Source organism: Paraburkholderia steynii, assembly GCF_900100565.1.
In the GTDB taxonomy this organism is placed as follows: domain Bacteria; phylum Pseudomonadota; class Gammaproteobacteria; order Burkholderiales; family Burkholderiaceae; genus Paraburkholderia; species Paraburkholderia terrae.
In genome coordinates this window covers 113417-135232 of record NZ_FNDI01000002.1, presented here as the reverse complement: position 1 = coordinate 135232, position 21816 = coordinate 113417, and the positions used below count along the sequence as shown (strand labels likewise).

The window sequence follows — 21816 nt, the reverse complement described above, 5'->3', positions numbered from 1 at the left end:
TGCTACGGACGTCGCGTTGACGGAATGCACTGTAGCCAGGCAGAAATGTGAAAAGCTCAATAATCAGAGGAAACCGTTGAGGCTTGAGCAAAGTTGAGATTTGACGCGCGCGGCAGACAAGAACCCTCAACAAAGCTCACTTCTTTTCCTCTAGGCGGGCCGCTGACATCACGGCGACACATCGTTGCGAGGCGGCTGCGCGCCCGGCTTCAGGTCGGTGTCACGGTCGCTCATCTGCGCGATCGCGCGGACCTGCTCCTTGAAGAGCCGCAAGTCGAGCTGGTCCTGCACCTGATGCACGAAAAGCCCCGCGAAGACGGCCAGCATCAGCACCGTCACCGCGCCCTTGATCGGTTGACTCAAGGCGCTCAGATCGAGTTTCTGCGCGGCCTTCGACGCGAGATTCGCACCGAGGTCGATCAGCAGCAGCACGAGCAGCATCGGCGCGGCGAGCTTCGCGATGGTCTGCATCAGCGTGTCCGTCTGATGCATCGCGAACACGGCGAGAAAATCTGTCGACATCGGCTTCGTCGATGCAACCGGCCACCATCGATACGACTCGTACAGCGCCTCCAGCAAAAACTGCATGCCGCCCAGCGACCAGAACGCAACGGTCGCGATCTGGCCGAGCAGCGTCGCGGACGGTGTGGATTGCTGCGACAGCATCGGGTTGCTCAATTGCGCGTTGTTGTAGCCCGTCAGATTGTCGAGATAGATGCCCGCGCCTTCCGCGACCCAGAACACCGTCGCCGCCGCGAAACCCATCACGACGCCGATCAGCGTTTCGCGCAAGCTCGTGATCACCAGCGCGAAGCCCGTCAGCGAATCGGCGAACGACTCCGGCTGCGCCAGCGCGACGAACAGCGAGAAGCTCAACGCAACACCGTTGCGCAAGCGGCCTTGCAGAACGCCGTCGGCGGTGGGCGGAAACAGCGTCATGATCGCGTAGAGCCGCAGCGAGCAGACGCCGAGCACGGCAAGGTGCTTGAGCAACCAGGGGCCGTAAAACTGCAACAGCTCGTTCATCCGCGTGCAAGGCGCGCGAGCGCCGTCTCCTCGATGTCTTCGTCTTCCGCGTCGGCAGCGATGCCGTCGAGCACGCGCTGCAATATGCCGATGCGCTTTTCGCACAAGTCGATGCGGCCACGGTTCTTCGCGATCTCGCGGCGCGTGTTTGCGATTCCGGCGTCGTGCTCGATGAGCGCGTGTTGCGCGGCTTTCACAGCTTCACATGCCGTCGCGTGGTGCCGGTTGACTTCTTCCGCGTACAGGCGGATCGCCGTCAACGTATCGATCGAAAACGGTTCCGCGCCAGCCATCATCGCGCTGATGCGCTCGCGATACGAACGCGCCTGCGCTTCGAGTTCCGCTGCATGCCCACGCGCCTGCGCTTCGTTTTCGACCAATGGCAAGCGCGCCGCAACGAGTTGCGCGAGCCGCGCACGCAAGTCCTGCTCGGAGCGCTGACGGCGCGATACGGCGCGCGACAACGCGGCGATTTGCCGTTTCGGTGCGCTCATTGTGCGTCACCCTGCGCAAGTTCGTGCAACGCGGCCTCGGTTTCAGCCGGGTCCGCGTAGGCGTCCGTCGGCTGGGACAGGAACGCCTTGAGCGCGTCGATCTTCGCGATCGCTTCGTCCGCGAGCGCATTGGTGCCCGGCTGGTATTCGCCGATCTGCAGCAGCATGTCCACCTCGCGATGCTTCGCGAGCAGCTTTCGCAGCCGCGCGGACGATGCCATGAACTCGCGCGGCATCACCTGCGACATCACGCGCGACAGGCTGCCGAGCACGTCGATGGCGGGATAGCGGTTTTGCGCGGCAATTTCGCGCGACAGGATCAGGTGGCCGTCGAGCACGCCGCGCACTTCTTCGGCAATCGGATCGCTGCCCGACTCGTCTTCGGCGAGTACCGTGTAGAGGGCTGTGATCGAGCCGCGCTCACCCATCCCAGCGCGCTCCAGCAGACGCGGCAGCTCCGCGAACACGGAAGGCGGAAAGCCGCGCCGCGCGGGCGGCTCGCCCGCTGCAAGGCCGATCTCGCGGCCCGCGCGCGCGAAGCGCGTCAGCGAATCCATCATCAGCAGCACGCGTTTGCCTTCGTCGCGGAAGTACTCGGCAATCGCGGTCGCGACGTAGGCTGCTTTCGCGCGCTCGCTCGACGAACGGTCCGACGTCGCGCATACGACGACAGAGCGCGCCATGCCCTGCTCACCGAGAATCAGCTCGACGAATTCGCGCACTTCGCGCCCGCGTTCTCCAATCAGCGCGATCACGTTGATATCGCATTGCGCGCCGCGCGCCAGCATGCCGAGCAAGGTGCTCTTGCCGACGCCCGCTGGCGCGAAGATGCCCATGCGCTGGCCTTCGGCGAGCGTCGTCATGGCGTCGATCACGCGCACGCCCGTCACCATCGGATGCTCGATCATGCGGCGTGTCATCGGGTTCGGCGGGTCGGCGAAAATGGGCCGGCTGTCTTCCGCTTCGATCGGGCCACGGCCGTCCATCGGCTGGCCGAGCGCATCGATCACGCGGCCGAGCAGCGCATCGCCGACAGGCACCGACAAGGGCCGCTGCAAGCCGATCACATGCGTCGCGCGCGACACTTCCGACAACTGCGCGAACGGCGACACGACGGCATGCTCGCGCGTGAAGCCGATCACTTCGCCATGCTGCAACAGCTTGCCTTGCGGTGTGCGCAGCTCGCACAGTTCGCCGAGCTTCAGGTCGATGCCCGCGACCTTGATCAGCGTGCCGACCACTTCGGCGATCTTGCCCGTCTGGCGCACGGGCAACAGCGCGCGGATCTCGCGCTCGATCGCGCCGCCCAGTTCGCGCAGGCCGTGCTCGTGCAGGCCGAATACGTCGGCCAGCGCCGGGTCTTGCGGTTGATTTTTCGAAGCCGTGGTGCTCATCAGTGTGTCTCTGCTTGCGCGCTGTGCGTTTTCAGCGAGGTATTCAACGCCCGCACGATTGCCGCGCGCATCGAATCGAGTTGTGTCGACAGGCTTGCATCCACGATGCCCAGATCCGATTCGCACACGCACGCGCCGGGTTCCAGGCGAGGGTCTGCTGTTACGGCAAGCGGCACGGGCCTCCCCAGCATGCGCAGACGCGCGTCGAATTCGCCGAACGCGGCACGCGCCGCGTCGAGATCGGCGGGATGCACGCTCACGCGCAAGTTCGCCGAGCCTTCGACGATGCGGTCGATCGTGTCCGTCGCCCGCGCGAACAACGCCTGCGCGCTTTCGGCGCGCACCAGTTGCTCGACGGCAAGCATCACGAGTTCGGCCATCCGGTTGCGCATACCATTCTGCAGGCGCTGCGCGTCGGCGCTTAACGCCGCAACGCGCTCGATCCACTGCGCCTCGCCTCGCGCGACGCCTTCCGCATAGCCTCGTTCCGACGCCGCTTCACGCTCGCGCGCAGCCGATGCGACGAGGGCCTTTGCTTCATCGCGCGCCGCTTGAAGCATCTGCTCGCGCTCGATCTGTGCGGCGGCGAGAATCGCCTGGCGTTCGGCCTCGACGCGGCCGTAAACATCGTCGATCGTCGCGAGCATGCCGAAGGTTTCGCGCGGCACGATATCGCCAACGAGGCCGACGCGCGGCTCGCTCTTGTCCTTGCGCGTGTTGCTGGTCGCGTGTGCTTCGCGCGGACGGCTTAGCCAGATAACCATGCATACTCCGGCAAAAGAGGGCCGATGCGCTCGCGCAGCAATGCGAATGCGTCTTCGCAGTCGTCTTCCGAAGGCTTTGCGATCGCCAAGGCCTGCTCGTCGTGTTCACGTGGCAGCGCGAGCCGCAGCATCATTGGGTGCGTGTCCATAAGCGGCAGCATCGCCAACCCTTCGAGCGCGAGCGCATCGGCATCGAGCGAGCCGAGCGCGCGTGTTCCGGCGCGCTCGCGCTTCGCATCGGCAAGCGACGGCGCTTCAGGCGCCGCCTTGCCGAGCAGATCGTCAAGCGGGCAACCAATCCATTCCGCGAGGCGCTTGCGCGTGGTTCGATCGACCAGACGCCGTACCTCCGCGCGACGCGCCAGCAGCGCCAGCATCCGCAGCACGCGCAAGCCCGTCTCGACAGGCAGCGCGTCGAGACGTGTGGCGGGCGTGGCACTGAATGCTTCGAGCGTCGGCGGCGCGGGCAGCAGCACGCGCAACACGGCAATCGAACATGCTTCGTCACATCGGTCGCGCAGTGCGGTTAGCGCATCTTCGCTGTGCGTCTCTCGATCAATGCCCAGTGCAAGCGCGAGCCAGTCCCGATGCAGCCACTGCAAAGTGCTGCGCGCATTGCGTTGCCAGCCGAGCAGAATCTGCGTGGCGTCGGCGGGCGTGAGACGCGGCTCGTTCGTCGACCGTTGCCGTGCCATCGCACCGGATGCAGCCATCGCTGTCGTCATGCCGACTTCTGCCTGCGTCCCGGCAAACGCCGCGCGAGCGACGCGAGGCTCGTCCTGAGCGGCGCGACGATCCCGCTTAGCCGCGCGCGAAACGCATAGCCCACGCCGATGCCCGCCACCATCAACGCGAACAGCCCGCTCAACACGAACGGCCAGACGGGCGCATGCGCGGGCACGCGGCTATCGATATCCACCTGATCCGCCGCCACGCCTGTCACGCTGACCTGGTCGTATGACAGCCCTTCGACGCTATGCACGACGAGGTTCTTGATCTGCGGCACCAGCGCATCGAGTTCGAGGCCCGGCCGGTACTTGATGAACACGGCTGCAGACGACGGCTTGATGGTCTGCGCAAGCGGGTCGTTGTTCGGAATCACGATCTGCACGCGCGCGACCAGCACGCCGTCGATGTGCGACAGCGTGCCCGACAGTTCCTGCGACAACCCGTAGATGAACCGCACGCGCTCTTCCGTTGGCGTGGAGACGAGACCGTCCTTCTTGAACAGGCTGCCGAGATCGTCGAACTTGCTGTGTGGCAGGCCTTTTTCGCGCAGCACCTGCATCGCGCGCACCATGTCGCCGTCATCGACCTGAAGCGTATAGGTCTTGCCGCCGTCCGGCGTGCTCTTGTCGGCGGATACACCGCGTTCCAGCAACGCGACTGTCATCTCGTTGACGTCCTCTTCGGCAAGGCCCGTGTACAGCTCTTTCTTGCAGCCCGCGAGCAGCGCGCATGCGATCAACACACCGCCCATCAGCATGCGTTTCGCGAGCGGAGACAGGGTTCTCATGCTCATCACTGGTTCTTCATCAGCGTTTCGGCCGACGACTTCGACGCCGACACCACGGCCATCTTGGTCTGGAAATCGAACTGCGCGAGCGACAGGTTCAGCGAAACCTGCGCAGCCGCCCCGATCTGCTGCGTCGGCGTGAGCGATCCGGCGTTCGCGCTCAGTGTTTCAACCTGTTCGAGCGCGGCCTCCATCTGGCCGTCCTGCTTGCGGATCGCGTCGACAAAATGACTGCCCGCATGCTGCGTCGCGTCGTTGCCTGGCATGGCGAGCGGCTGCTGCATCAGGTCTTCGAAACGGCTGACGGATTCGGGCGCGGGCATCTGCGGCAGCGTCTCGGGCTTTGCGGCCTCGGCGGCGGCATGCACGGCGGTTTCTGCAATCGTGGAGATCGACATGAATGGCTCCTCTTATCAGGCGCGCAAGAAAGCGTGCGACGCGAACGCGGGCGCATCGCCCGAAGGCTGTCGCGCGGTCTTTGTCTGCGCGTTCTCCTGCTCTTCGGCGAGATCGCGATACGACTCCGGCAACACGAACTCGCCGCCGCGATGGTTCGCGCGCGCGGCTTCGAGATCGGCACGCACGGTGAGCGCACGGACCAGCGCGCGCGTCTCCGGGCCCGCCTCGCCTTCGAGCGCCTGGTCGGCCCATTGACGCCAGCCCGCGTCCTTCTGCGCCGCAAGGCAGTATGCGTACATCGCCTTCGCATAGGCAAACGCAGGCGCCGCGTCGATCACGTCGCGCAGCGTGCGCGACGCCTCGTCCCAGCGGCCGTTGACGATGTGCAGCACGCCCGCGAGCGTGTCGATCTCGGCCACCTTCGGGCGGAACGCGCGCAGCGCGTCGAGCACCAGTTCGATGTCGGTCGTGTCGGCGCTGGCTTGCGGGAAATGCCGGAACAGACCCGCCGATGCAATCTCGATCAGCGCGTTCAAGGTTGCATCGCCGCACTGCAGATAGTTCGGCGCGGCGTGAGAGGAAGCAGGTAGTGACCCAGGTTGTGATGATTTCGCGAGCATGGCGTGGACCCTCTTGATGAAAACAGGACGCGGGGCGTCATCGCTTCGCAAGGTATCAAGCCGGTGGCGCAATGCTCGTGCTGCAACCGAAGCGAGTCGCGCGAAAGCGAACCTGGTGGCGCATCGCGCGTGCTGTTTTGCCCGGCTTCGCGTTCGAGCCCGGGGCTTCGCGTCGCCTGGACGGCCGCTATGACGAGCGCCCTACACTGCGCCAGCACGTAAAGGAGCGCCCGATGAGCGACGACAAAACCGAACAGCCAACCGAGAAACGCCTGCGCAAGGCGCGCGAGGACGGCGAGGTCGCGAAGAGCACGGACCTCGTCGACGGCGCGCTGCTGGCCGTGGGCGTCGGCATGCTGATGGCCACGGGCGACAAGATGGTCGATGGCTTGCGCTCGTGCATTTCGATTGCGCTGAAGTTCGTCGCCGGGCCGCACGACATGACGACGCTGCTACTCGCGGTGAACCAGATCGGCTCGCGCATGGCAGGCGCGTTGCTCCCGATGATCGGCGCCGCGATTCTCGCCGCCGTCGCCGCGCTCGCCGGACAAACGGGCATCGTGATTTCGATGAAAGCCGTCGGCCTGAAGTTCGAGAACATCAGCCCGATCGCGGGTATCAAGCGCATCTTCTCGCTCAAGTCGCTGCTCGAACTCGCGAAGATGGCCATCAAGGGCATCGTGCTCGCCATCGTGATGTGGAAGACCATCACGGGGTTGCTGCCGCTCGTCACCGGCTCGCTGTTCCAGTCGCTGCCCGAGTTGTCGAAGCTCGCGAGCTTTGTCGTGATCCGGTTGCTTGCGGTCGCGGCTGCGCTGTATGTCGTGTTCGGCGGCGTCGATTTCAAGCTGCAGAAATTCCTCTTCATTCGCGGCAAGAAAATGAGCAAGGATGAGATCAAGCGCGAATTCAAGCAGGACGAAGGCGATCCCATCATCAAGGGCGAGCGGCGGCGGCTCGCGCGCGAACTGGCGACATCCGCGCCGCGCAAGATCGCGACCGCGAGCATGGTGGTCGTCAACCCGACGCACTACGCGGTGGCCGTGCGCTACGCGCCCGACGAGTACCCGCTGCCCGTGGTGATCGCGAAGGGCATGGACGAAGCGGCGCTGCAGATGCGCCGCGACGCGCAGTTCGCTGGCGTGCCGATCGTCGGCCATCCGCCCGTCGCGCGCGCACTCTACAAGGTCGAACTCGACGAGCCGATTCCCGATGAACTGTTCGAAGCCGTCGCCGCGATTTTGCGCTGGGTCGATTCGCTGGCCCTGTCGCGTGAACCCGATGCGGCGCCGCCGCTGTCCGGCTGAACGCACGCCCTGCTACACACTTCCGCATCGCTCCACACACGCTCATGCTCAAGACACTCAAACTACCCGCTGGCGGCGAGATCGGCATTCTCGTGATGATCGTCGCGATCGTTTCGCTGATGATCCTGCCGCTGCCGTTCTTCATGATCGACATACTCGTCGGCCTGAACATCGCCACGGCCGTCACGCTGCTGATGATCACGCTCTATGTGCCGAGCGTCGTCTCGCTGTCCGCGTTCCCGTCGATCCTGCTGTTCACCACGCTCTACCGTCTGTCGCTCAGCATCGCGTCGACAAAATCGATCTTGCTACATGCGGAAGCGGGCGACATCATCGACAGCTTCGGCAAGCTCGTCGTAGGCGGCAATCTGGTGGTCGGCATGGTGGTGTTCATCATCATCACGCTGGTGCAGTTCATCGTGATCGCGAAGGGCTCGGAGCGCGTCGCGGAAGTCGGCGCGCGTTTCACGCTCGACGCAATGCCCGGCAAGCAGATGAGCATCGATGCCGACCTGCGCGCCAATCTGCTGACAGCCGACGAAGCGCGCCACAAGCGCGCGACGCTCGCGCTCGAAAGCGCGCTGCATGGCGGCATGGACGGCGCGATGAAGTTCGTCAAGGGCGATGCCGTCGCGAGTCTCATCATCACGATGATCAATATCGTCGCAGGTCTTGCCGTTGGTGTGCTGTATCACGGCATGACGGCGGGCGAGGCGGCGAACCGTTTTTCGATCCTCTCGGTCGGCGACGCGATGGTCGCGCAATTGCCCGCGCTGCTTTTGTCCGTTGCGGCAGGCGTGATGATCACGCGCGTCGCCGACGATCGCGACGAGAAACCCCGCTCGCTCGGTGCGGAGATCGGCAAGCAATTGATGGGCAGCGCGCCCGCGCTCGGCTTCGCGGCGCTGCTGCTGGTTGCGTTCGCCGCCGTTCCTGGCTTTCCGTGGCCGCTGTTTCTGGTGTTGAGCGGCATTCTCGGCTTCACTGCATGGAAGCTGAAAAAACGCGGTTCATCGCGTGCATTCGAAGACCTCGAAGCCGTGCGTTCGATGCAGCGCGCCGGCGCGAAGAGCGAAACGCCCGCTATTTCCAGCGTGCCGCCCGCATTTTCCTGCGCGCTCGGCGTACGCCTTGCGCCGGACTTGCGCGGACGGCTCGCCGTCGACCGGCTCAATCACGCATTCGAAACCGAGCGCACTTCGCTGCAAGAAGAACTCGGTTTGCCGTTTCCGGGCATTCACATGTGGATCAGCGAGAAGCTCGCGCCGTCCACTTGCGAGTTCCTGATGCACGACGTGCCGTCCTTCACACTCCAACTGCCGCAAGACAAGGTTCTGCTCGCCGACCTGCCGCAACGGCTGGCAGCACAGCCCGACGACACGCAGGCGCAGGCGCTCGCCGAACGCTGCGAGCAACGCGAACCGATCGACGGCACAACGCAGCCGAGCTACTGGCACGACGAAGCCACGCTCGCCGACAAGACGTCCGGCTGGCGCGCCGAACAGGTGATCGCGCATGTCTGCGTGCAGTTGCTCAGGCGCAATGCGTCGCTCTTTCTCGGCGTCAACGAAGTGCAGTGGATTCAGGAACAGCTTGGCATCGAGTATCCCGGTCTGCTCGCCGAAGTGCAAAAAGTGCTGCCGCCGCAGCGTATCGCCGATGTGCTGCGACGGCTGCTCGAAGAACAGATCCCGATCCGCAATATCCGCAACATCATGGAAAGCCTGATTGCGTGGGGACCGAAAGAGAAAGACGTGCTGATGCTGACCGAGTACGTACGCGGCGATCTCGCGCGCTTTCTTGCGCATCGGGCCGCACTCGGCGCCCGCATCCTGCCCGCGATCCTGCTTGACGCGCCCGTCGAACAGCATATCCGCCAGGCGATCAAGCAGACGCCGACGGGCAATTACCTCGCGCTGCCGCCGGATCAGATCAACTTTCTGGTCGATAGCATCGAGTCGTTCGCGGGGCTGGCGCCGCGTCCCGGCATCGCGCTCGTCACGTCGATGGATATCCGGCGCTACGTGCGGCGCATGATCGAAGGACGGCTCGGCTGGCTCTCCGTCTATTCGTATCAGGAACTGGGCGGGCATCTGGAACTGCAGCCGATCGGCCACGTGACGGCCTGAGGCAACGCATGTCGAGAACCACATCGCGTCCCGTGCGCGTGATCGCAGCGCCCGCGCAGACCTCGCCCGCTTCGGCGGGCGCGCGCATGCGGCGCGCACGGCACGCGGATTTCGCGGCGCTCTTGCGACGCGACGACAAACCGTCGCCCGACGATCTTCTCGCCGTGTCGCTCAACGACGAGGCTCAGCACGAACATCATGCGGAAGAGTCGCTTGCGCAACGCATCGGCAGCGCGAGTCAGCGTGTGGTCGCGGCTGTGCTGCGCCGCGAGCAACAGATGCTCGAACTTGCGCACGTGCTCGCGCGGCATGTCGTCGAGTTCGCGTCGAATTCCGCGATCCGCCAGGCCGGCCACTGGGAAGTGGCCATGCGCATCGATCCGCAGCGGCTACCCGGCACGCAGTTGCATCTGACGCTTTCGCCTTCGGTTCTCTTGCTTCGCTTCGACGTCGAGTCCGCCGACACGCGCGAACTACTCTTGCATCATGCCGGCCTGCTCGAACGCGAGTTGCGCCAGTTGCTCGCTTCCCAAGGCGAAGCACGCATGCTCGAACTGACAATCCACTAGCTCACGCCTTTGTCCACTGTGTCTACCGAACATCCGTATGCAGAGAAGCTGCGACGCGTCACGCCCGATGCGGCGCGTGCCGCCCGCATTCTGTGCGATGCGCGTCATCTCGATGCGTTGCGCCTGCTCGGCGCCATCGATGCGCTCGAAATCGCGCCCTCTGTCGCGCATGACACGATCTTCGACGAAGCGGGCCGCATCGTACTCGCGCATCTCGAAGGCACGCTCGATATCGATCTCGATCTCGCGCGCTATCCCGCGTTGCAGATCGTAGCGGCCAGCGCGGGCGACCGCGCACGGCACGCATTGCGCAGCACGCTCGCCAACGCGCTGCTCGCGCCGCTCGTGCAGCGCTTTCAGGCTGCGGGCCTGGGGCGCTGGCGCGTGGCGTCGGTGGAACGCGTTCCTGCGGGCGTTGTGAGCGGCGAACGCTTCGACGTCGCGTTGCTGCATGAAGGCGTCGTGCATCGGCTGTCGATCGGCGCAACCGGCGCGACGCTCGATGTGCTGCATAAGCGGCTCGCCGCATTGCCGTCACGTCATGCAACGGAAATGTTCGCTTCAGCATCGCCCATCTGCGTCGCTGGGTCGATCGCGCTCGGCGCCCGGCATGTTCCGCTTGCCGCGTTGCAGTCGCTTCGTCCCGGCGACGTCGTGCTGCGCGCTTTCGCTCCTTCTGTCGCGCAGGCGTTGAGCCACGGCGCCACGTTCACCACACGTGCCATGTGGGGCGCGACGGCAACGGGCATGCGGCGCATTCATGCGCGTGTCGTGATCGACGGCACGCAGGTCACTGTAGAAGAGAAACCCATCATGAACGAAGAACCCTTGCAGGCCGAATGGCCCGATACGCTGCCAGGAGACGGTGAAGCGCTGCACGAAACCGAAGCGGCCACACTCGACGAAACGGCCGAGCCCGACGCGCACAACAACTGGCAGCACGACACAGAAGACGCACCACTCGATATCGGCCTGCTCGATCTGCCCGTGCAATTCGAAATCGACAGCGTGGCGCTGCCGCTCGCGCAACTCGCCGCGCTGCGGCCCGGCTATGTGATCGAACTGCCTGCGCCCGTGCTCGATACGCCCGTGCGTCTCGTCACGCATGGACAAACGGTCGGCTATGGCGAGATCGTCTGTGTCGGCGAACATCTGGGCGTACGTATCACGAGGATGGCTTATGCCGGCGATTCAGACAGGTGACATCACCGGGCTGCTGATCGTCGTGCTGGCGATCAGCGTGATCCCGTTCATCGCGATGGTGGTGACGTCGTACATGAAGATCGTCGTCGTGCTCGGGTTGCTGCGCAACGCGCTGGGCGTCCAGCAGGTGCCGCCGAACATGGTGCTCAACGGCATCGCGATCATCGTCTCCGTGTACATCATGGCGCCCGTCGCGTTCTCCGCGATGCAGGGCATGCAGGCCAACCAGGCGCCCGGCAACGTCACGCAGAACGTGACGGCGGGCATCGCCGCCGCGCGCGAGCCGTTCCGCACCTTCCTCGAAGCGCATGCGCAATCGCGCGAGCGGCAGTTCTTCCTGCGCTCCGCGACGGCCTTGTGGCCCGCGCAGCAGGCGAAGGCGTTGAAGGACACCGACCTGATCGTGCTCGCGCCCGCGTTCACGCTGACGGAGCTCACGGACGCCTTCAAGATCGGCTTTCTGCTTTACATCGGCTTTATCGTCGTCGATCTCGTGATCGCGAACGTGCTGATGGCGATGGGCCTGAACCAGGTGCAGCCGACCAACGTCGCGATTCCGTTCAAGCTGCTGCTGTTCGTCGCGATGGACGGCTGGTCCACGCTGATGCATGGCCTCATTCTCGGCTACCGGTAGGCGCCGCGCCTTTTCAACTACGGACTTGCCATGACTCTCGATACGCTCGTCGGCCTCGCGACGCAAGGGCTGCTGCTGTGCCTGTACGTGTCACTGCCCGTCGTCGTCGTCGCGGCTGGCGTCGGCCTGCTGGTGTCGTTCCTGCAGGCAATCACGTCGCTGCAGGATCAGACGCTGTCGTTCGGCGTCAAGCTGATTGCCGTGGTGGTGGCGCTCATCGTGGTTGCGCCGCTCGGTGCGTCGGCGATCCTGCGCTTTGCGAACCAGTTGCTACTGACGGCTGTACAGCGATGAACCCACTTCACTCGCGCCCGGCTACGGGGACTTCAGGCACGTCGGCCACCCAGGAGGCCGCGCAGACGCAACGGGGCGTGACCGAACCGGCGCGGCGACAGGCACGCGCGCGCTTTGCCACGTCGCTGCGCAATAACGTGCGCTTCGCCCACGCGCATCACGCGCATTTGCAGGGGCAGGCGCGCTCGGCGAATGCGCGGCGTCTTGCCAAAGCGCTTTTAAGGAAGCGCCAGGGCAAGGCAGCCGCAACGCGCTTTGCCGCGACGCGCCGGCCAACGACGGGCCGTTCAGGCACCAGCACGAGAGCGCCTCAGAACACGAGAAACACCGACCGTCAGCGAAACCCCGCACTGCGCGTGTCCCGCGACGGCGGCAACGGAGGCTCGCGCGGCGGTGGGCAGCCGCAAGACGAACAGAAACAACAGCAACGGCAGCAGGATCAACACGGCAAGCACGATGACGATCTCATGCTCGATGGTGCGAACGGTACGAAGCGCGCAGCGGGCGTCGTGCCTGAATTTGCCGCGCATGCGCTGACACTTGCCGGTTCATCGCGCCGTGAAGCGCTGGCGAGTGCCTGGTGCGACGCGTTGCTAAAGCCCGGTCGCTCGCTGCACGATGCGCTATCGCAATTGCGCGCGCTGCGGCGGCAGGAAGGCGCGTTGCCGCTCGCATCGCTCGCCCAGGTTCGCCAGTCGCTGATGGACGCCACGGCGCGTGCCGCCGCGCGTCGGCAGGCGGGCGAAGCGTTGCCGGCGTCTGCGTCTTCGGCAGGCACAGCGGCGCGCACGAACACATCTAAAGAGGCTCGCAACGTCCTTGCGCCGCTGCTTGCGCTGACCGCGGGCGGTCCAATTCTGCCGGGTCGCGAAGGACGCGCGGTGAGCACGAACGCCGCGCTCGACGGCATCGCACGCGCGCGCGGCACGCGTCCAGCCGATGCCACCGGTACCGCTGAATCCGCGAGCTGAAGTCACTTCGCGTGCGCGCGAGTGCCTTCGCAAGCGGCCCCTATCGCGGCCCATGCGTCCATTAATCTGCGACTCATCGAAGGAAGCGGAACAGCGTGACAGCTGCCCCCGCTTCTCCGCCTGACCGACCGAACTCATGAAACAACTGCGCATCCTGACGGGTATTCATGCTGGCGCGACCGCACCGCTCGGCCCCGGTCTTTACCGGATCGACGCGGATGACGACGCCGACATTCGTATCACCGACTGGACGGGGCCGTCCGCAATCGTCGAAGTCGGCGACAGCGACGTCGTGACCGTGCGGCGGCTCGCTGTGCAAGAGGCTGGGGTTGACGCAAGCGATGAAGCGTCACACAACGAAACCGACAAGCAAGACGTAGAGGCCGAACGCGTCGAAGACACCGCGTCCATCTTCATGCTCGACTTTCTACCGATGCAGTTCGACCAGAGCGTGATCTGCATCGGGCCTGACGATGTCGAATGGCCCAGCGATCTCGCGCTGCTGTCGACGCTATTAAAGCCCGCCCAGCCCGAGGACGACCAGCGCAGCCAGCAACGCTCGCGGCGCCGCACGTTCGTCGCACTCGGCGCGGCTTGTGTTGCATTGGCTGTAATCGCATGCGTCAGCGCCTTGTCGATGACGACGCGCGCGAAGGCATCGATGCTGCCCAACGACGTCGCCGCGATGGAAAACGTGAACCGTGAGTTCGCGGCTGCGCATCTGAACGAACTGCGAGCATCGCTCGATGGTCACGGCGGCGTGCTAGTTCGCGGGCTCGTCGCGAGCGAATCGGAGAATCTCGCCGCGCGGCGCCTGCTTGCATCGATCACGTCGCCGCGTGTGCAGGCGCAGTACGGCATCGCCGAAGTGATCCGGCGCAGCATTGGCGAGAGCTTGCCCGTCGCGGGAATCAGCGTGCATTACGACGGCAATGGCGTGTTCGCTATTGCGGGCAAGGACGTCGACATGGACGCGTTGCAGCAAGGCGTGAAGCGCATCCGTCCGGATCTGCCCACCAACGTGAAAGACATCCGCATCGACGCAACAGGCGCCGAGCAGGCTGACGCACCGGCGGGCGCGAGCTATATCGCGATTGTCTCGTCGGATACGGTGCGCTATGCGCAAACGCCCGATGGCGTGAAGCACATCTTCATCCTCGACAACGACGCGAGCGCAAGCGCACCTGCCGCGGCCAGCGACCCCGCAGCGCCCGCAGCAGCCGACACCCAGCAACCCGCAAGCGATGCCACGCCACCCGTTTCGAAAGCAGCAAACGAACCGCCCTCGCCGCTTGCAAAACAGCTCACCGGACCTGCCGCCTCGCGGCATGTGCTCGATCCACCCCAGGCGTCCGTCGCGCAGACGGCCGACACGTTACGGAGATGACCATGTACGAAGCCATTGAACGCCACGCGCAACACTTCATGCAGTTGCAGAACGTCGTGACAGCCGCCGACGCCGATGCGCGCGTCGCCGAACTGCGCAAGGCGCTCGAAGAGAGCGCCGAGCAGCTCAATCACGCGGCAGACGGCACGGCCGCCGACCGCGATGCGCGCGCCCGCATCTATCGCGGGCTGGTCGCCGCGAGCCGCATCGTCGGGCAGTTGCGCGAGGACGCGTTGCGCGGCTGACGCGTCGAACGTCATTTCATTCCGTTTTTTCAACCACCGGTTCGACATACCGTCTGCCGGAACTTTCCAGGAGAGCCACCATGCCCGGTATTGCAACGGCAGCAACATCCGCACTGGGCGCCGTCACGAACGGCGTCAACTCGAGCAGCGCGACGGCAAGCGCCGAAGCGACGATCAACAACAACGCCCAACAGCAGCTCGAAATCGCGCAAGCGCAATCGAATGCGAGCCTGCTGCAGGCGCTCGGCGAAGCGATGAAGTCGGGTGCGTCGAGCATCCAGAAGGCCGCGCAGGCATCGTAACGCAGGCTGGCTGGCCGCTCGCGCAGCGGCCAGCCGTTTGACGCCTTGCAGGATTCTCCTTTGTTTGAGCGGGTATTCGCACCGTGAGTGAAGATCGTTATGCAGAACTCGTTGCATCGCTGTGCGAGGCGGTCGGCTTGCCCGACGTCGAGCACGTGTTGCAGACACATTCGATCGAAGTGGGTGGGCTCGATGTGCGGCTCGACTGCTTCGACGAAGATCCGGACGCGATCTACCTGAGCTTCGACTTCGGCGCGGTGACGGCGGGGCGCATCACGACCGTCTACCGGCTCATGCTCGAAGCGAATCTGCTCGTGTATGCGCAAGACCAGGCGCAACTCGGGCTCGACTCCGACTACGGCAACGTCGTGCTGCTCGTGCGCGTGCCATTCGCCGATGCACCGACGGGCGAAACGCTCGCCGATCTGCTCGCCCACTATTCGGAACATGGCGCGTACTGGAAGCAGAGCATTCTTGAAGCCAGCGACGAGCGTTTCGAAGCGATCGTGTCGGGCAACTTCTCGTGGATACGGGCATGACTTCTTCACGAGATACTAGGCCACGCTAGAATGTCCTCCGACACGGCCTGAAGATGGAAAACCAATGGATTTACGCACCGACCTGAATTTTTTCAACCTGCTCACAGGGAGTTATGCGCGTCTGCTGGGCACCGAACTCGTCCCAAAGTATGAGCGCGCCGAAGATGCCGTCGCGTGGCTGTATCACGATGCACCCTTCGGGCTGCTCGCGCACAATACCGCTGACGACCCCGTGTTCGTCTACGGAAACCGCCGGGTGCAGACCCTGTTCGGTTACGACTGGGATGAAATCACTGCACTCCCGTCACGCCTTTCCGCCGAAGCGCCGGAACGCAGCGAACGTCAGGCGTTTCTCGACCAGGTGACACGCGACGGTTTCGTCACCGGCTATCGAGGCATACGCATCGCGAAGACGGGCCGCCGTTTCTGGATCGAACGCGCGACCGTGTGGCAACTCATCGACGAGCACGGCAAGCTGCACGGCCAAGCCGCGATGATTCCGCATACCACGGCGCTGCCTGAATAAATTCGCCCTCAAAGCAAGCCCCAACTCCCCTCTTCTCTCTAACCGGGCAGCCCGCGTCCTGTCGCGCGCTGCCCGGTTTTCTCATCTGCTGCGGTCATTTTCGCGTCATCTGCGTCTTGTCGGCGGATACGTGCGCCAGTAGATTCAAGCGAACATGCCGATGCTATCGGCCGTCGTTCCGCGTCCCCAGGCGAAAGCTGGAAAACCATGCTTTCGCCGCCCTCCAGGTTAGCCATGTATCAGTACAACGAGTTTGACAAAGCCTTTCTGCTCAATCGCGCCGCGCAGTTCCGCGACCAGATCGAACGCTGGCAGGACGGCAGATTGAGCGAAGACGCCTTTCGTCCGCTGCGCCTGCAAAACGGCTGGTATGTGCAACGGCACGCGCCGATGCTGCGCGTCGCGGTGCCGTATGGCGAGTTGTCGAGCGCACAGCTGCGCGTGCTCGCGCGTGTGGCGCGGGAATACGACGCGCCGGAAGCGGATGTCTATCGGCAGGCGCTGGATGCGCAGCGCAAGCTCGGCACCGTTCGGCTGCCGACCCATCACGCACACTTCACGACGCGCACCAACGTGCAGTTCAACTGGATTCCGCTCTCGAAGGCCGCCGATGTGATGGACCTGCTGGCGACCGTCAACATGCATGGCATCCAGACGAGCGGCAACTGCATCCGCAACATTTCCTGCGACGAGCGCGCGGGCGTGGCGCCCGACGAAATCGCGGACCCGCGCCCGTTCGCTGAAATCATGCGACAGTGGACCACGCTGCATCCCGAGTTCGCGTTTTTGCCACGCAAGTTCAAGATCGCGATTACAGGTGCAAGCGATGACCGCGCGGCGACGGATTGGCACGATGTCGGGTTGCGGCTGCGTTACGGCGAGAACGGCGAACTCGGGTTTCGCGTGATGGTCGGCGGCGGCATGGGACGCACGCCCGTCATCGGCACGGTGCTGCGCGAGTTTTTGCCGTGGCAACACATCATGAACTACATCGAGGCCGTGGTCCGCGTGTACAACCAGTACGGGCGGCGCGACAACAAGTACAAGGCGCGCATCAAGATACTCGTGAAGGCGGAAGGCCAGAAGTACATCGATGAAGTCGAAGAAGAGTTTCGCCAGATCGTCGAGCATGACGGCGGACCGCATACCATTCCGCAAGCAGAACTCGAACGCGTCAGCGCGTACTTCGTGCAGCCGTCAACCGGCTCTGTCGACAACCCGTCGGACCCGCTCGCTCGCAAGGCGATTCACGACGCGTCCGCGAGCATTCCGCAATTTGCGCGCTGGCTGGAGCGCAACGTCGCGCCGCACAGGAATCCGTCACTGCGCATCGTCACGTTGTCGTTCAAGCGCCTGTTGCAGGCGCCGGGCGATGCATCCGCCGATCAGCTCGATCAGGTCGCCGAACTCGTCGACCGCTTCTCGGCCGGCGAAGCGCGTGTCACGCATACGCAGAATATCGTGCTGCCCTGGGTGCATGAAAACGATCTGCTCGCGCTGTGGGAAACCGCGCGCAGCGTGGGACTGGCGAGCGCCAACGTGCATCTGCTGACGGATATGATCGCGTGCCCCGGCGGCGACTTTTGCGCGTTGGCGAATGCGCGCTCGCTGCCTGTCGCTGAGGCGATCACCGAGCGCTATCAGGATATGGACGAGCTGGAAGACATTGGCGAAGTGGATCTGCACATCAGCGGCTGCATCAATTCTTGCGGGCATCACCATAGCGGACATATCGGCATTCTTGGCGTCGACAAGGACGGCGCCGAGTGGTATCAGGTCACGCTCGGCGGCTCCGACGGTTCGCATGCAAGTGGCGCTGCGCAACCGGGCAAGGTGATCGGACCGTCGTTCTCCGCGCACGAAGTGCCCGACGTGATCGAGGCCGTGCTGCGAGCGTATGTTGAACAGAGAACGGACGCGGGGACGCGCCGCGAGAGTTTCATCGAAACGGTGCGGCGTATCGGGCTCGATCCGTTCAAGGCGGCCGCCAATGCCGCCCGCGCGCCGATGGAGGTGTCCGCATGAAATCGCGTATCCGTATTCTTGCTGCCGCCGAACATCTCGCCGACGCTGTCACGCATGTCGTCACACTCGATAACGACGCCGATCCGTTTGCCTATGGCGAGGCTATCGCTCAAGCGGAACGGGTCGAACTTCACTTTCCGAACTTCACCGATGGCCGCGCGTTCAGCCAGGCGTATCTGATTCGTCGCCGGCTCGGCTTCAGCGGCGATCTGCGCGCAACGGGCGACGTGCTCGCGGATCAATTGAGTCAGATGGAACGCACAGGATTTTCGAGTGCTGTGCTGGCCGAAGGTGTCGATCCCGCCGATGCGCAGCGCCAACTCGATCGCTTCGCCGCCTTCTATCAGGGTGACGTGGCGCGCGATGCGCCATTCAGGCGGAGGGAAGTGGAAGCGGGGAATTGAAGTTGTTAGCGGCGCTTTGACGGAAGTCAAAGCGCCGCTAACACATGGAGACCTTCTTTAGTCGCGTGCCAGCGCGCGCTCGACCGAAATCTGCGTCGGCATCATGTTGACGTTCGCGTTGTGAATGACCCACAGCGAACCCGCGACGATGATTGCGATCAGCAACCCCGTACACACGAAAATCCCCGTGTTCGAGCGCTGATCCGCGGATGAACCCAGGTGCAGGAAATACCGCAACTGCACCACGAGTTGCACGACGCACAGCACGACTACAGCCGTCAGCCCCATCGAACGCGGCACGATGTGGGTCATCACCACGCCGAACGACGCGAACGTCAGCACCAGCGACAACAGCATGCCGACCACATAGCTCTTCACGCTGCCATGCGACGCATCATGAACGTGATCATGCGTCACATTCGATCCAGATGTTTTGCTCATAGAAATTCACGCAGATAGACAAGACTGAACACACAGATCCAGACGAGATCGAGGAAGTGCCAGAAGAGGCTCAGGCACGCAATGCGCCGCCGCGTCACGGGCGTCAGACCGAAGCGGCTGATCTGATGCATCATCACGACGATCCATAGCAGCCCCGTCGTCACGTGCAAGCCGTGCGTGCCGACGAGCGTGAAATAGCCCGACAGGAACGCGCTGGTCGACGGTCCGGCGCCGTCGCTGATCAGATGGGCGAACTCATAGATTTCCATGCCGATGAAGGCCGCGCCCAGCACGAAGGTCGCGGCCAGCCAGCCGACCACCTTGCCGCGCTGGTTCGCATTCATGCTCAGCACGCCCATGCCGAACGTGAAGCTGCTGGCGAGCAGCAGCAAGGTTTCGCCCAGCACATACGGCAACTCGAACAGCTGCTTGCCCGTCGGCCCGCCCGCCGTTGCATTGGCGAGCACGCCGAAGGTCGCGAACAGCGTCGCGAAGATCAGGCAGTCGCTCATCAGGTAAATCCAGAACCCGAGCGTGGTGCGGGTTCCGCTGTCGTGGTCATGGTCGTGGCCGTGCGCGTCGTGATGCTCGCCGGCCCGATAGGTCGATACACTTCTCATGGTCAGGCCATCTCCGCAAATTCTTCGTCACGCTCGTCTTCGATCTTCCTGTAACGCGCGTTCTCGATCCGCTCCACTTCGGCAGCAGGCACGTAGTAGTCGACATCCTGATCATAAGAGCGCGCGATGAACGTGCCGATCATGCCGATCAGCGCGACGATCGCGAACACCCACATGTGCCACACCATCGCGAAACCGAACAACAGGCTGAACGCGGAGATGATGAAGCCCGCCGCCGTGTTGCGCGGCATATGAATGTCTTCGTACTTTTTCGTGGGCCGGGCGTATGCGCTGCCCGACTGCTTGTTGTCCCAATGCTGTTCGAGCGACGTGATGACGGGAACATGCGCGAAGTTATAGAACGGCGCGGGCGAAGCCGTCGACCATTCGAGACTGCGTGCATCCCACGGATCGCCCGTCAGATCCTGATACTGCTCGCGCTTGCGGATGCTCACCGCGAACTGGATCAGCAACGCGAGAATGCCCATGCCGACGATCACGGCGCCAACGAGCGCAACGATCAGCCACGGATGCCACTCGGCCACCGAGTAATGATTCATGCGGCGCGTCATACCCTGGAACCCCAGGATATACAGCGGCGTGAACGCGAGCCAGTAACCGACCAGCCAGCACCAGAACGCGACCTTGCCCCAGAACTCGTCGAGCGTGAAGCCGAACACTTTTGGGAACCAGTAGCTGATGCCCGCGAGACAGCCGAACACCACGCCGCCGATAATCACGTTGTGAAAGTGCGCAACGAGGAACAGGCTGTTGTGCAGCACAAAGTCCGCGCCCGGCACGGCAAGCAGCACGCCCGTCATGCCGCCGACGGCGAACGTCACCATGAAGCCGATCGTCCAGAGCGTGGACGTGTGGTAGCGGATGCGGCCGCGATACATCGTGAAGAGCCAGTTGAACAGCTTCACGCCCGTCGGCACCGAGATGATCGACGTCATGATGCCGAAGAACGCGTTGACGTTCGCGCCCGAGCCCATCGTGAAGAAGTGATGCAGCCACACGAAGAACGACAGCACGCCAATTGACGACGTCGCATACACCATCGACTTGTAGCCGAACAGCGGTTTGCCGGAGAACGTGGAGATGATTTCCGAGAACGCGCCGAATGCAGGCAGAATCAGGATGTACACCTCGGGGTGGCCCCACACCCAGATCAGGTTGATGTACATCATCGCGTTGCCGCCCAGCTCGTTCGTGAAGAAGTGCATGTCGAGATAGCGGTCCATCGTCAGCAGCGCGAGCGTGCCCGTCAGCACCGGGAACACCGCGACGATCAGGATGTTCGTGATCAGCGCCGTCCAGCAGAACACGGGCATCTTCATCAGATTCAGACCCGGTGCGCGCATGCGCAGAATCGTCACGATGAAGTTGATGCCGCTCAGCGTGGTGCCTAAACCGGACACCTGTAGCGACCATATGTAATAGTCGACGCCCGTGGTTGGACTGTAGCCAAGCTCGGACAGCGGCGGATACGCAACCCAGCCCGTCGCCGCGAAGTCACCGACGAACATCGAGATCATCACCAGCACCGCGCCAACGGCCGACAGCCAGAAGCCCAGCGAATTGACGAACGGATACGCAACGTCGCGCGCGCCGATCTGCAGCGGCACGACGACGTTCATCAGGCCGAGAATCAGCGGCGTCGCGACGAAGAAGATCATGATCACGCCGTGCGCGGTGAAGATCTGGTCGTAGTGATGCGGCGGCAGGTAGCCCGCTGAGTCGCCGAACGCGACGGCCTGCTGGGCGCGCATCATGATCGCGTCGGCAAAACCGCGCAGCAGCATGATGAGCGCGAGGATGATGTACATCACGCCGATCCGCTTGTGATCGACGGATGTGATCCACTCCTTCCACAGATACGACCACTTGCCCACATACGTGATCGCGCCGAGCAGTGCGAGGCCGCCCAGTATGACGACGCCGAGCGTACCCATGATGATGGGCTCGTGATACGGGATCGCATCGAGCGTAAGTTTTCCAAACATA

25 protein-coding genes are annotated in these 21816 nt (G+C 63.8%); 14 read left to right on the top strand and 11 right to left on the bottom strand.

What is annotated here, in order from left to right:
* Positions 1–168: 168 nt before the first annotated feature.
* From sctT to BLT65_RS04540, 8 genes are read right to left on the bottom strand one after another with little or no spacing between them, the layout of a single operon-like run.
* Positions 169–1026 (bottom strand): type III secretion system export apparatus subunit SctT, encoded by an 858-nt coding sequence (sctT, locus tag BLT65_RS04575; protein WP_091775274.1) that lies wholly within the window; start codon positions 1024–1026, stop codon positions 169–171.
* Positions 1023–1520 carry a type III secretion protein gene (locus BLT65_RS04570; protein ID WP_091775271.1) on the bottom strand — a complete coding sequence of 166 codons (498 nt, stop codon included), beginning with the start codon at positions 1518–1520 and terminating at the stop codon, positions 1023–1025. The genes sctT and BLT65_RS04570 overlap by 4 nt, the downstream gene beginning before the upstream one ends.
* Complete coding sequence (gene sctN, locus BLT65_RS04565; RefSeq protein WP_091775268.1) at positions 1517–2914, bottom strand: type III secretion system ATPase SctN; 1398 nt, start codon at positions 2912–2914, stop codon at positions 1517–1519. Before sctN ends, BLT65_RS04570 begins: the two co-directional genes overlap by 4 nt.
* Positions 2914–3678: a type III secretion system stator protein SctL gene (sctL, locus tag BLT65_RS04560; RefSeq protein ID WP_091775265.1), complete on the bottom strand. Its 765-nt coding sequence runs from the start codon at positions 3676–3678 to the stop codon at positions 2914–2916. Before sctL ends, sctN begins: the two co-directional genes overlap by 1 nt.
* Positions 3663–4403: a type III secretion protein HrpB4 gene (locus BLT65_RS04555; RefSeq protein ID WP_091775263.1), complete on the bottom strand. Its 741-nt coding sequence runs from the start codon at positions 4401–4403 to the stop codon at positions 3663–3665. Before BLT65_RS04555 ends, sctL begins: the two co-directional genes overlap by 16 nt.
* A complete protein-coding gene (gene sctJ / locus BLT65_RS04550) occupies positions 4400–5200 on the bottom strand; it encodes a type III secretion system inner membrane ring lipoprotein SctJ (RefSeq protein WP_091775259.1) in 801 nt (266 codons plus the stop codon). Before sctJ ends, BLT65_RS04555 begins: the two co-directional genes overlap by 4 nt.
* Positions 5200–5592 carry a type III secretion protein gene (locus BLT65_RS04545; protein WP_091775256.1) on the bottom strand — a complete coding sequence of 131 codons (393 nt, stop codon included), beginning with the start codon at positions 5590–5592 and terminating at the stop codon, positions 5200–5202. Before BLT65_RS04545 ends, sctJ begins: the two co-directional genes overlap by 1 nt.
* Before the next feature lie 15 nt (positions 5593–5607).
* Positions 5608–6213 carry an HrpB1 family type III secretion system apparatus protein gene (locus BLT65_RS04540; protein WP_091775253.1) on the bottom strand — a complete coding sequence of 202 codons (606 nt, stop codon included), beginning with the start codon at positions 6211–6213 and terminating at the stop codon, positions 5608–5610.
* Positions 6214–6446: 233 nt separating this feature from the next.
* Between BLT65_RS04540 and sctU the strand changes: the two genes are divergently transcribed.
* The 14 genes from sctU to BLT65_RS04470 all read left to right on the top strand — a co-directional run bounded on the left by sctU (position 6447) and on the right by BLT65_RS04470 (position 18748).
* Complete coding sequence (gene sctU, locus BLT65_RS04535; protein WP_091776091.1) at positions 6447–7520, top strand: type III secretion system export apparatus subunit SctU; 1074 nt, start codon at positions 6447–6449, stop codon at positions 7518–7520.
* Positions 7521–7564: 44 nt separating this feature from the next.
* On the top strand, positions 7565–9649 hold the full coding sequence (gene sctV, locus BLT65_RS04530; protein WP_091775250.1) for a type III secretion system export apparatus subunit SctV: 2085 nt from the start codon (positions 7565–7567) through the stop codon (positions 9647–9649).
* Between the two features lie 8 nt (positions 9650–9657).
* Entirely contained in the window at positions 9658–10218 is a 561-nt protein-coding gene (gene sctP, locus BLT65_RS04525) for a type III secretion system protein SctP (protein WP_091775247.1), read from the top strand.
* Positions 10219–10236: 18 nt separating this feature from the next.
* Positions 10237–11421 carry a type III secretion system cytoplasmic ring protein SctQ gene (gene sctQ / locus BLT65_RS04520; protein WP_091775244.1) on the top strand — a complete coding sequence of 395 codons (1185 nt, stop codon included), beginning with the start codon at positions 10237–10239 and terminating at the stop codon, positions 11419–11421.
* The gene (gene sctR, locus BLT65_RS04515) at positions 11399–12055 is read left to right on the top strand and encodes a type III secretion system export apparatus subunit SctR (RefSeq protein ID WP_007579477.1); all 657 of its coding nucleotides are present in this window, start codon (positions 11399–11401) and stop codon (positions 12053–12055) included. The genes sctQ and sctR overlap by 23 nt, the downstream gene beginning before the upstream one ends.
* Positions 12056–12085: 30 nt before the next feature.
* Positions 12086–12349, top strand: coding sequence for a type III secretion system export apparatus subunit SctS (gene sctS / locus BLT65_RS04510; protein WP_091775241.1), 264 nt, complete (start codon positions 12086–12088; stop codon positions 12347–12349).
* Positions 12346–13320 (top strand): hypothetical protein, encoded by a 975-nt coding sequence (locus BLT65_RS04505; protein ID WP_091775238.1) that lies wholly within the window; start codon positions 12346–12348, stop codon positions 13318–13320. The genes sctS and BLT65_RS04505 overlap by 4 nt, the downstream gene beginning before the upstream one ends.
* 136 nt (positions 13321–13456) lie before the next feature.
* Positions 13457–14707 carry a type III secretion protein gene (locus BLT65_RS04500; RefSeq protein WP_091775235.1) on the top strand — a complete coding sequence of 417 codons (1251 nt, stop codon included), beginning with the start codon at positions 13457–13459 and terminating at the stop codon, positions 14705–14707.
* Between the two features lie 2 nt (positions 14708–14709).
* Complete coding sequence (locus tag BLT65_RS04495) at positions 14710–14952, top strand: type III secretion protein (protein ID WP_091775232.1); 243 nt, start codon at positions 14710–14712, stop codon at positions 14950–14952.
* Between the two features lie 80 nt (positions 14953–15032).
* A complete protein-coding gene (locus BLT65_RS04490; protein ID WP_042308577.1) occupies positions 15033–15254 on the top strand; it encodes a hypothetical protein in 222 nt (73 codons plus the stop codon).
* Between the two features lie 83 nt (positions 15255–15337).
* Positions 15338–15793: a CesT family type III secretion system chaperone gene (locus BLT65_RS04485; RefSeq protein ID WP_007579462.1), complete on the top strand. Its 456-nt coding sequence runs from the start codon at positions 15338–15340 to the stop codon at positions 15791–15793.
* Positions 15794–15857: 64 nt separating this feature from the next.
* Complete coding sequence (locus tag BLT65_RS04480) at positions 15858–16319, top strand: MEKHLA domain-containing protein (protein ID WP_091775229.1); 462 nt, start codon at positions 15858–15860, stop codon at positions 16317–16319.
* A 234-nt stretch (positions 16320–16553) separates the two neighbouring features.
* The gene (locus BLT65_RS04475; protein WP_091775226.1) at positions 16554–18344 is read left to right on the top strand and encodes a nitrite/sulfite reductase; all 1791 of its coding nucleotides are present in this window, start codon (positions 16554–16556) and stop codon (positions 18342–18344) included.
* A complete protein-coding gene (locus BLT65_RS04470) occupies positions 18341–18748 on the top strand; it encodes a DUF934 domain-containing protein (RefSeq protein WP_042308584.1) in 408 nt (135 codons plus the stop codon). Before BLT65_RS04475 ends, BLT65_RS04470 begins: the two co-directional genes overlap by 4 nt.
* Positions 18749–18805: 57 nt before the next feature.
* On the opposite strand, the gene cyoD is transcribed toward BLT65_RS04470, so the two are convergent.
* Genes cyoD through cyoB form a run of 3 tightly spaced genes read right to left on the bottom strand, consistent with a single transcriptional unit; the run spans position 18806 to position 21815 of the window.
* The gene (gene cyoD / locus BLT65_RS04465) at positions 18806–19189 is read right to left on the bottom strand and encodes a cytochrome o ubiquinol oxidase subunit IV (protein WP_091775223.1); all 384 of its coding nucleotides are present in this window, start codon (positions 19187–19189) and stop codon (positions 18806–18808) included.
* Positions 19186–19809 carry a cytochrome o ubiquinol oxidase subunit III gene (gene cyoC, locus BLT65_RS04460; protein WP_091775220.1) on the bottom strand — a complete coding sequence of 208 codons (624 nt, stop codon included), beginning with the start codon at positions 19807–19809 and terminating at the stop codon, positions 19186–19188. Before cyoC ends, cyoD begins: the two co-directional genes overlap by 4 nt.
* Positions 19810–19811: 2 nt before the next feature.
* A complete protein-coding gene (cyoB, locus tag BLT65_RS04455; protein WP_091775218.1) occupies positions 19812–21815 on the bottom strand; it encodes a cytochrome o ubiquinol oxidase subunit I in 2004 nt (667 codons plus the stop codon).
* Position 21816 lies beyond the last annotated feature (1 nt).

Bases quoted from the DNA above. Each gene is read 5' to 3' on its own strand.
- BLT65_RS04505 (WP_091775238.1), top strand. From the start codon at position 12,346: ATGAACCCACTTCACTCGCGCCCGGCTACGGGGACTTCAGGCACGTCG.
- BLT65_RS04570 (WP_091775271.1), bottom strand. From the start codon at position 1,520: ATGAGCGCACCGAAACGGCAAATCGCCGCGTTGTCGCGCGCCGTATCG.
- sctL (WP_091775265.1), bottom strand. From the start codon at position 3,678: ATGGTTATCTGGCTAAGCCGTCCGCGCGAAGCACACGCGACCAGCAAC.
- cyoB (WP_091775218.1), bottom strand. From the start codon at position 21,815: ATGTTTGGAAAACTTACGCTCGATGCGATCCCGTATCACGAGCCCATC.
- sctV (WP_091775250.1), top strand. From the start codon at position 7,565: ATGCTCAAGACACTCAAACTACCCGCTGGCGGCGAGATCGGCATTCTC.
- BLT65_RS04540 (WP_091775253.1), bottom strand. From the start codon at position 6,213: ATGCTCGCGAAATCATCACAACCTGGGTCACTACCTGCTTCCTCTCAC.
- sctJ (WP_091775259.1), bottom strand. From the start codon at position 5,200: ATGAGCATGAGAACCCTGTCTCCGCTCGCGAAACGCATGCTGATGGGC.
- BLT65_RS04480 (WP_091775229.1), top strand. From the start codon at position 15,858: ATGGATTTACGCACCGACCTGAATTTTTTCAACCTGCTCACAGGGAGT.
- BLT65_RS04490 (WP_042308577.1), top strand. From the start codon at position 15,033: ATGCCCGGTATTGCAACGGCAGCAACATCCGCACTGGGCGCCGTCACG.
- sctT (WP_091775274.1), bottom strand. From the start codon at position 1,026: ATGAACGAGCTGTTGCAGTTTTACGGCCCCTGGTTGCTCAAGCACCTT.
- sctP (WP_091775247.1), top strand. From the start codon at position 9,658: ATGTCGAGAACCACATCGCGTCCCGTGCGCGTGATCGCAGCGCCCGCG.
- cyoD (WP_091775223.1), bottom strand. From the start codon at position 19,189: ATGAGCAAAACATCTGGATCGAATGTGACGCATGATCACGTTCATGAT.
- BLT65_RS04500 (WP_091775235.1), top strand. From the start codon at position 13,457: ATGAAACAACTGCGCATCCTGACGGGTATTCATGCTGGCGCGACCGCA.
- BLT65_RS04545 (WP_091775256.1), bottom strand. From the start codon at position 5,592: ATGTCGATCTCCACGATTGCAGAAACCGCCGTGCATGCCGCCGCCGAG.
- sctR (WP_007579477.1), top strand. From the start codon at position 11,399: ATGCCGGCGATTCAGACAGGTGACATCACCGGGCTGCTGATCGTCGTG.
- BLT65_RS04475 (WP_091775226.1), top strand. From the start codon at position 16,554: ATGTATCAGTACAACGAGTTTGACAAAGCCTTTCTGCTCAATCGCGCC.
- BLT65_RS04555 (WP_091775263.1), bottom strand. From the start codon at position 4,403: ATGACGACAGCGATGGCTGCATCCGGTGCGATGGCACGGCAACGGTCG.
- BLT65_RS04495 (WP_091775232.1), top strand. From the start codon at position 14,710: ATGTACGAAGCCATTGAACGCCACGCGCAACACTTCATGCAGTTGCAG.
- sctN (WP_091775268.1), bottom strand. From the start codon at position 2,914: ATGAGCACCACGGCTTCGAAAAATCAACCGCAAGACCCGGCGCTGGCC.
- sctS (WP_091775241.1), top strand. From the start codon at position 12,086: ATGACTCTCGATACGCTCGTCGGCCTCGCGACGCAAGGGCTGCTGCTG.
- BLT65_RS04470 (WP_042308584.1), top strand. From the start codon at position 18,341: ATGAAATCGCGTATCCGTATTCTTGCTGCCGCCGAACATCTCGCCGAC.
- cyoC (WP_091775220.1), bottom strand. From the start codon at position 19,809: ATGAGAAGTGTATCGACCTATCGGGCCGGCGAGCATCACGACGCGCAC.
- sctU (WP_091776091.1), top strand. From the start codon at position 6,447: ATGAGCGACGACAAAACCGAACAGCCAACCGAGAAACGCCTGCGCAAG.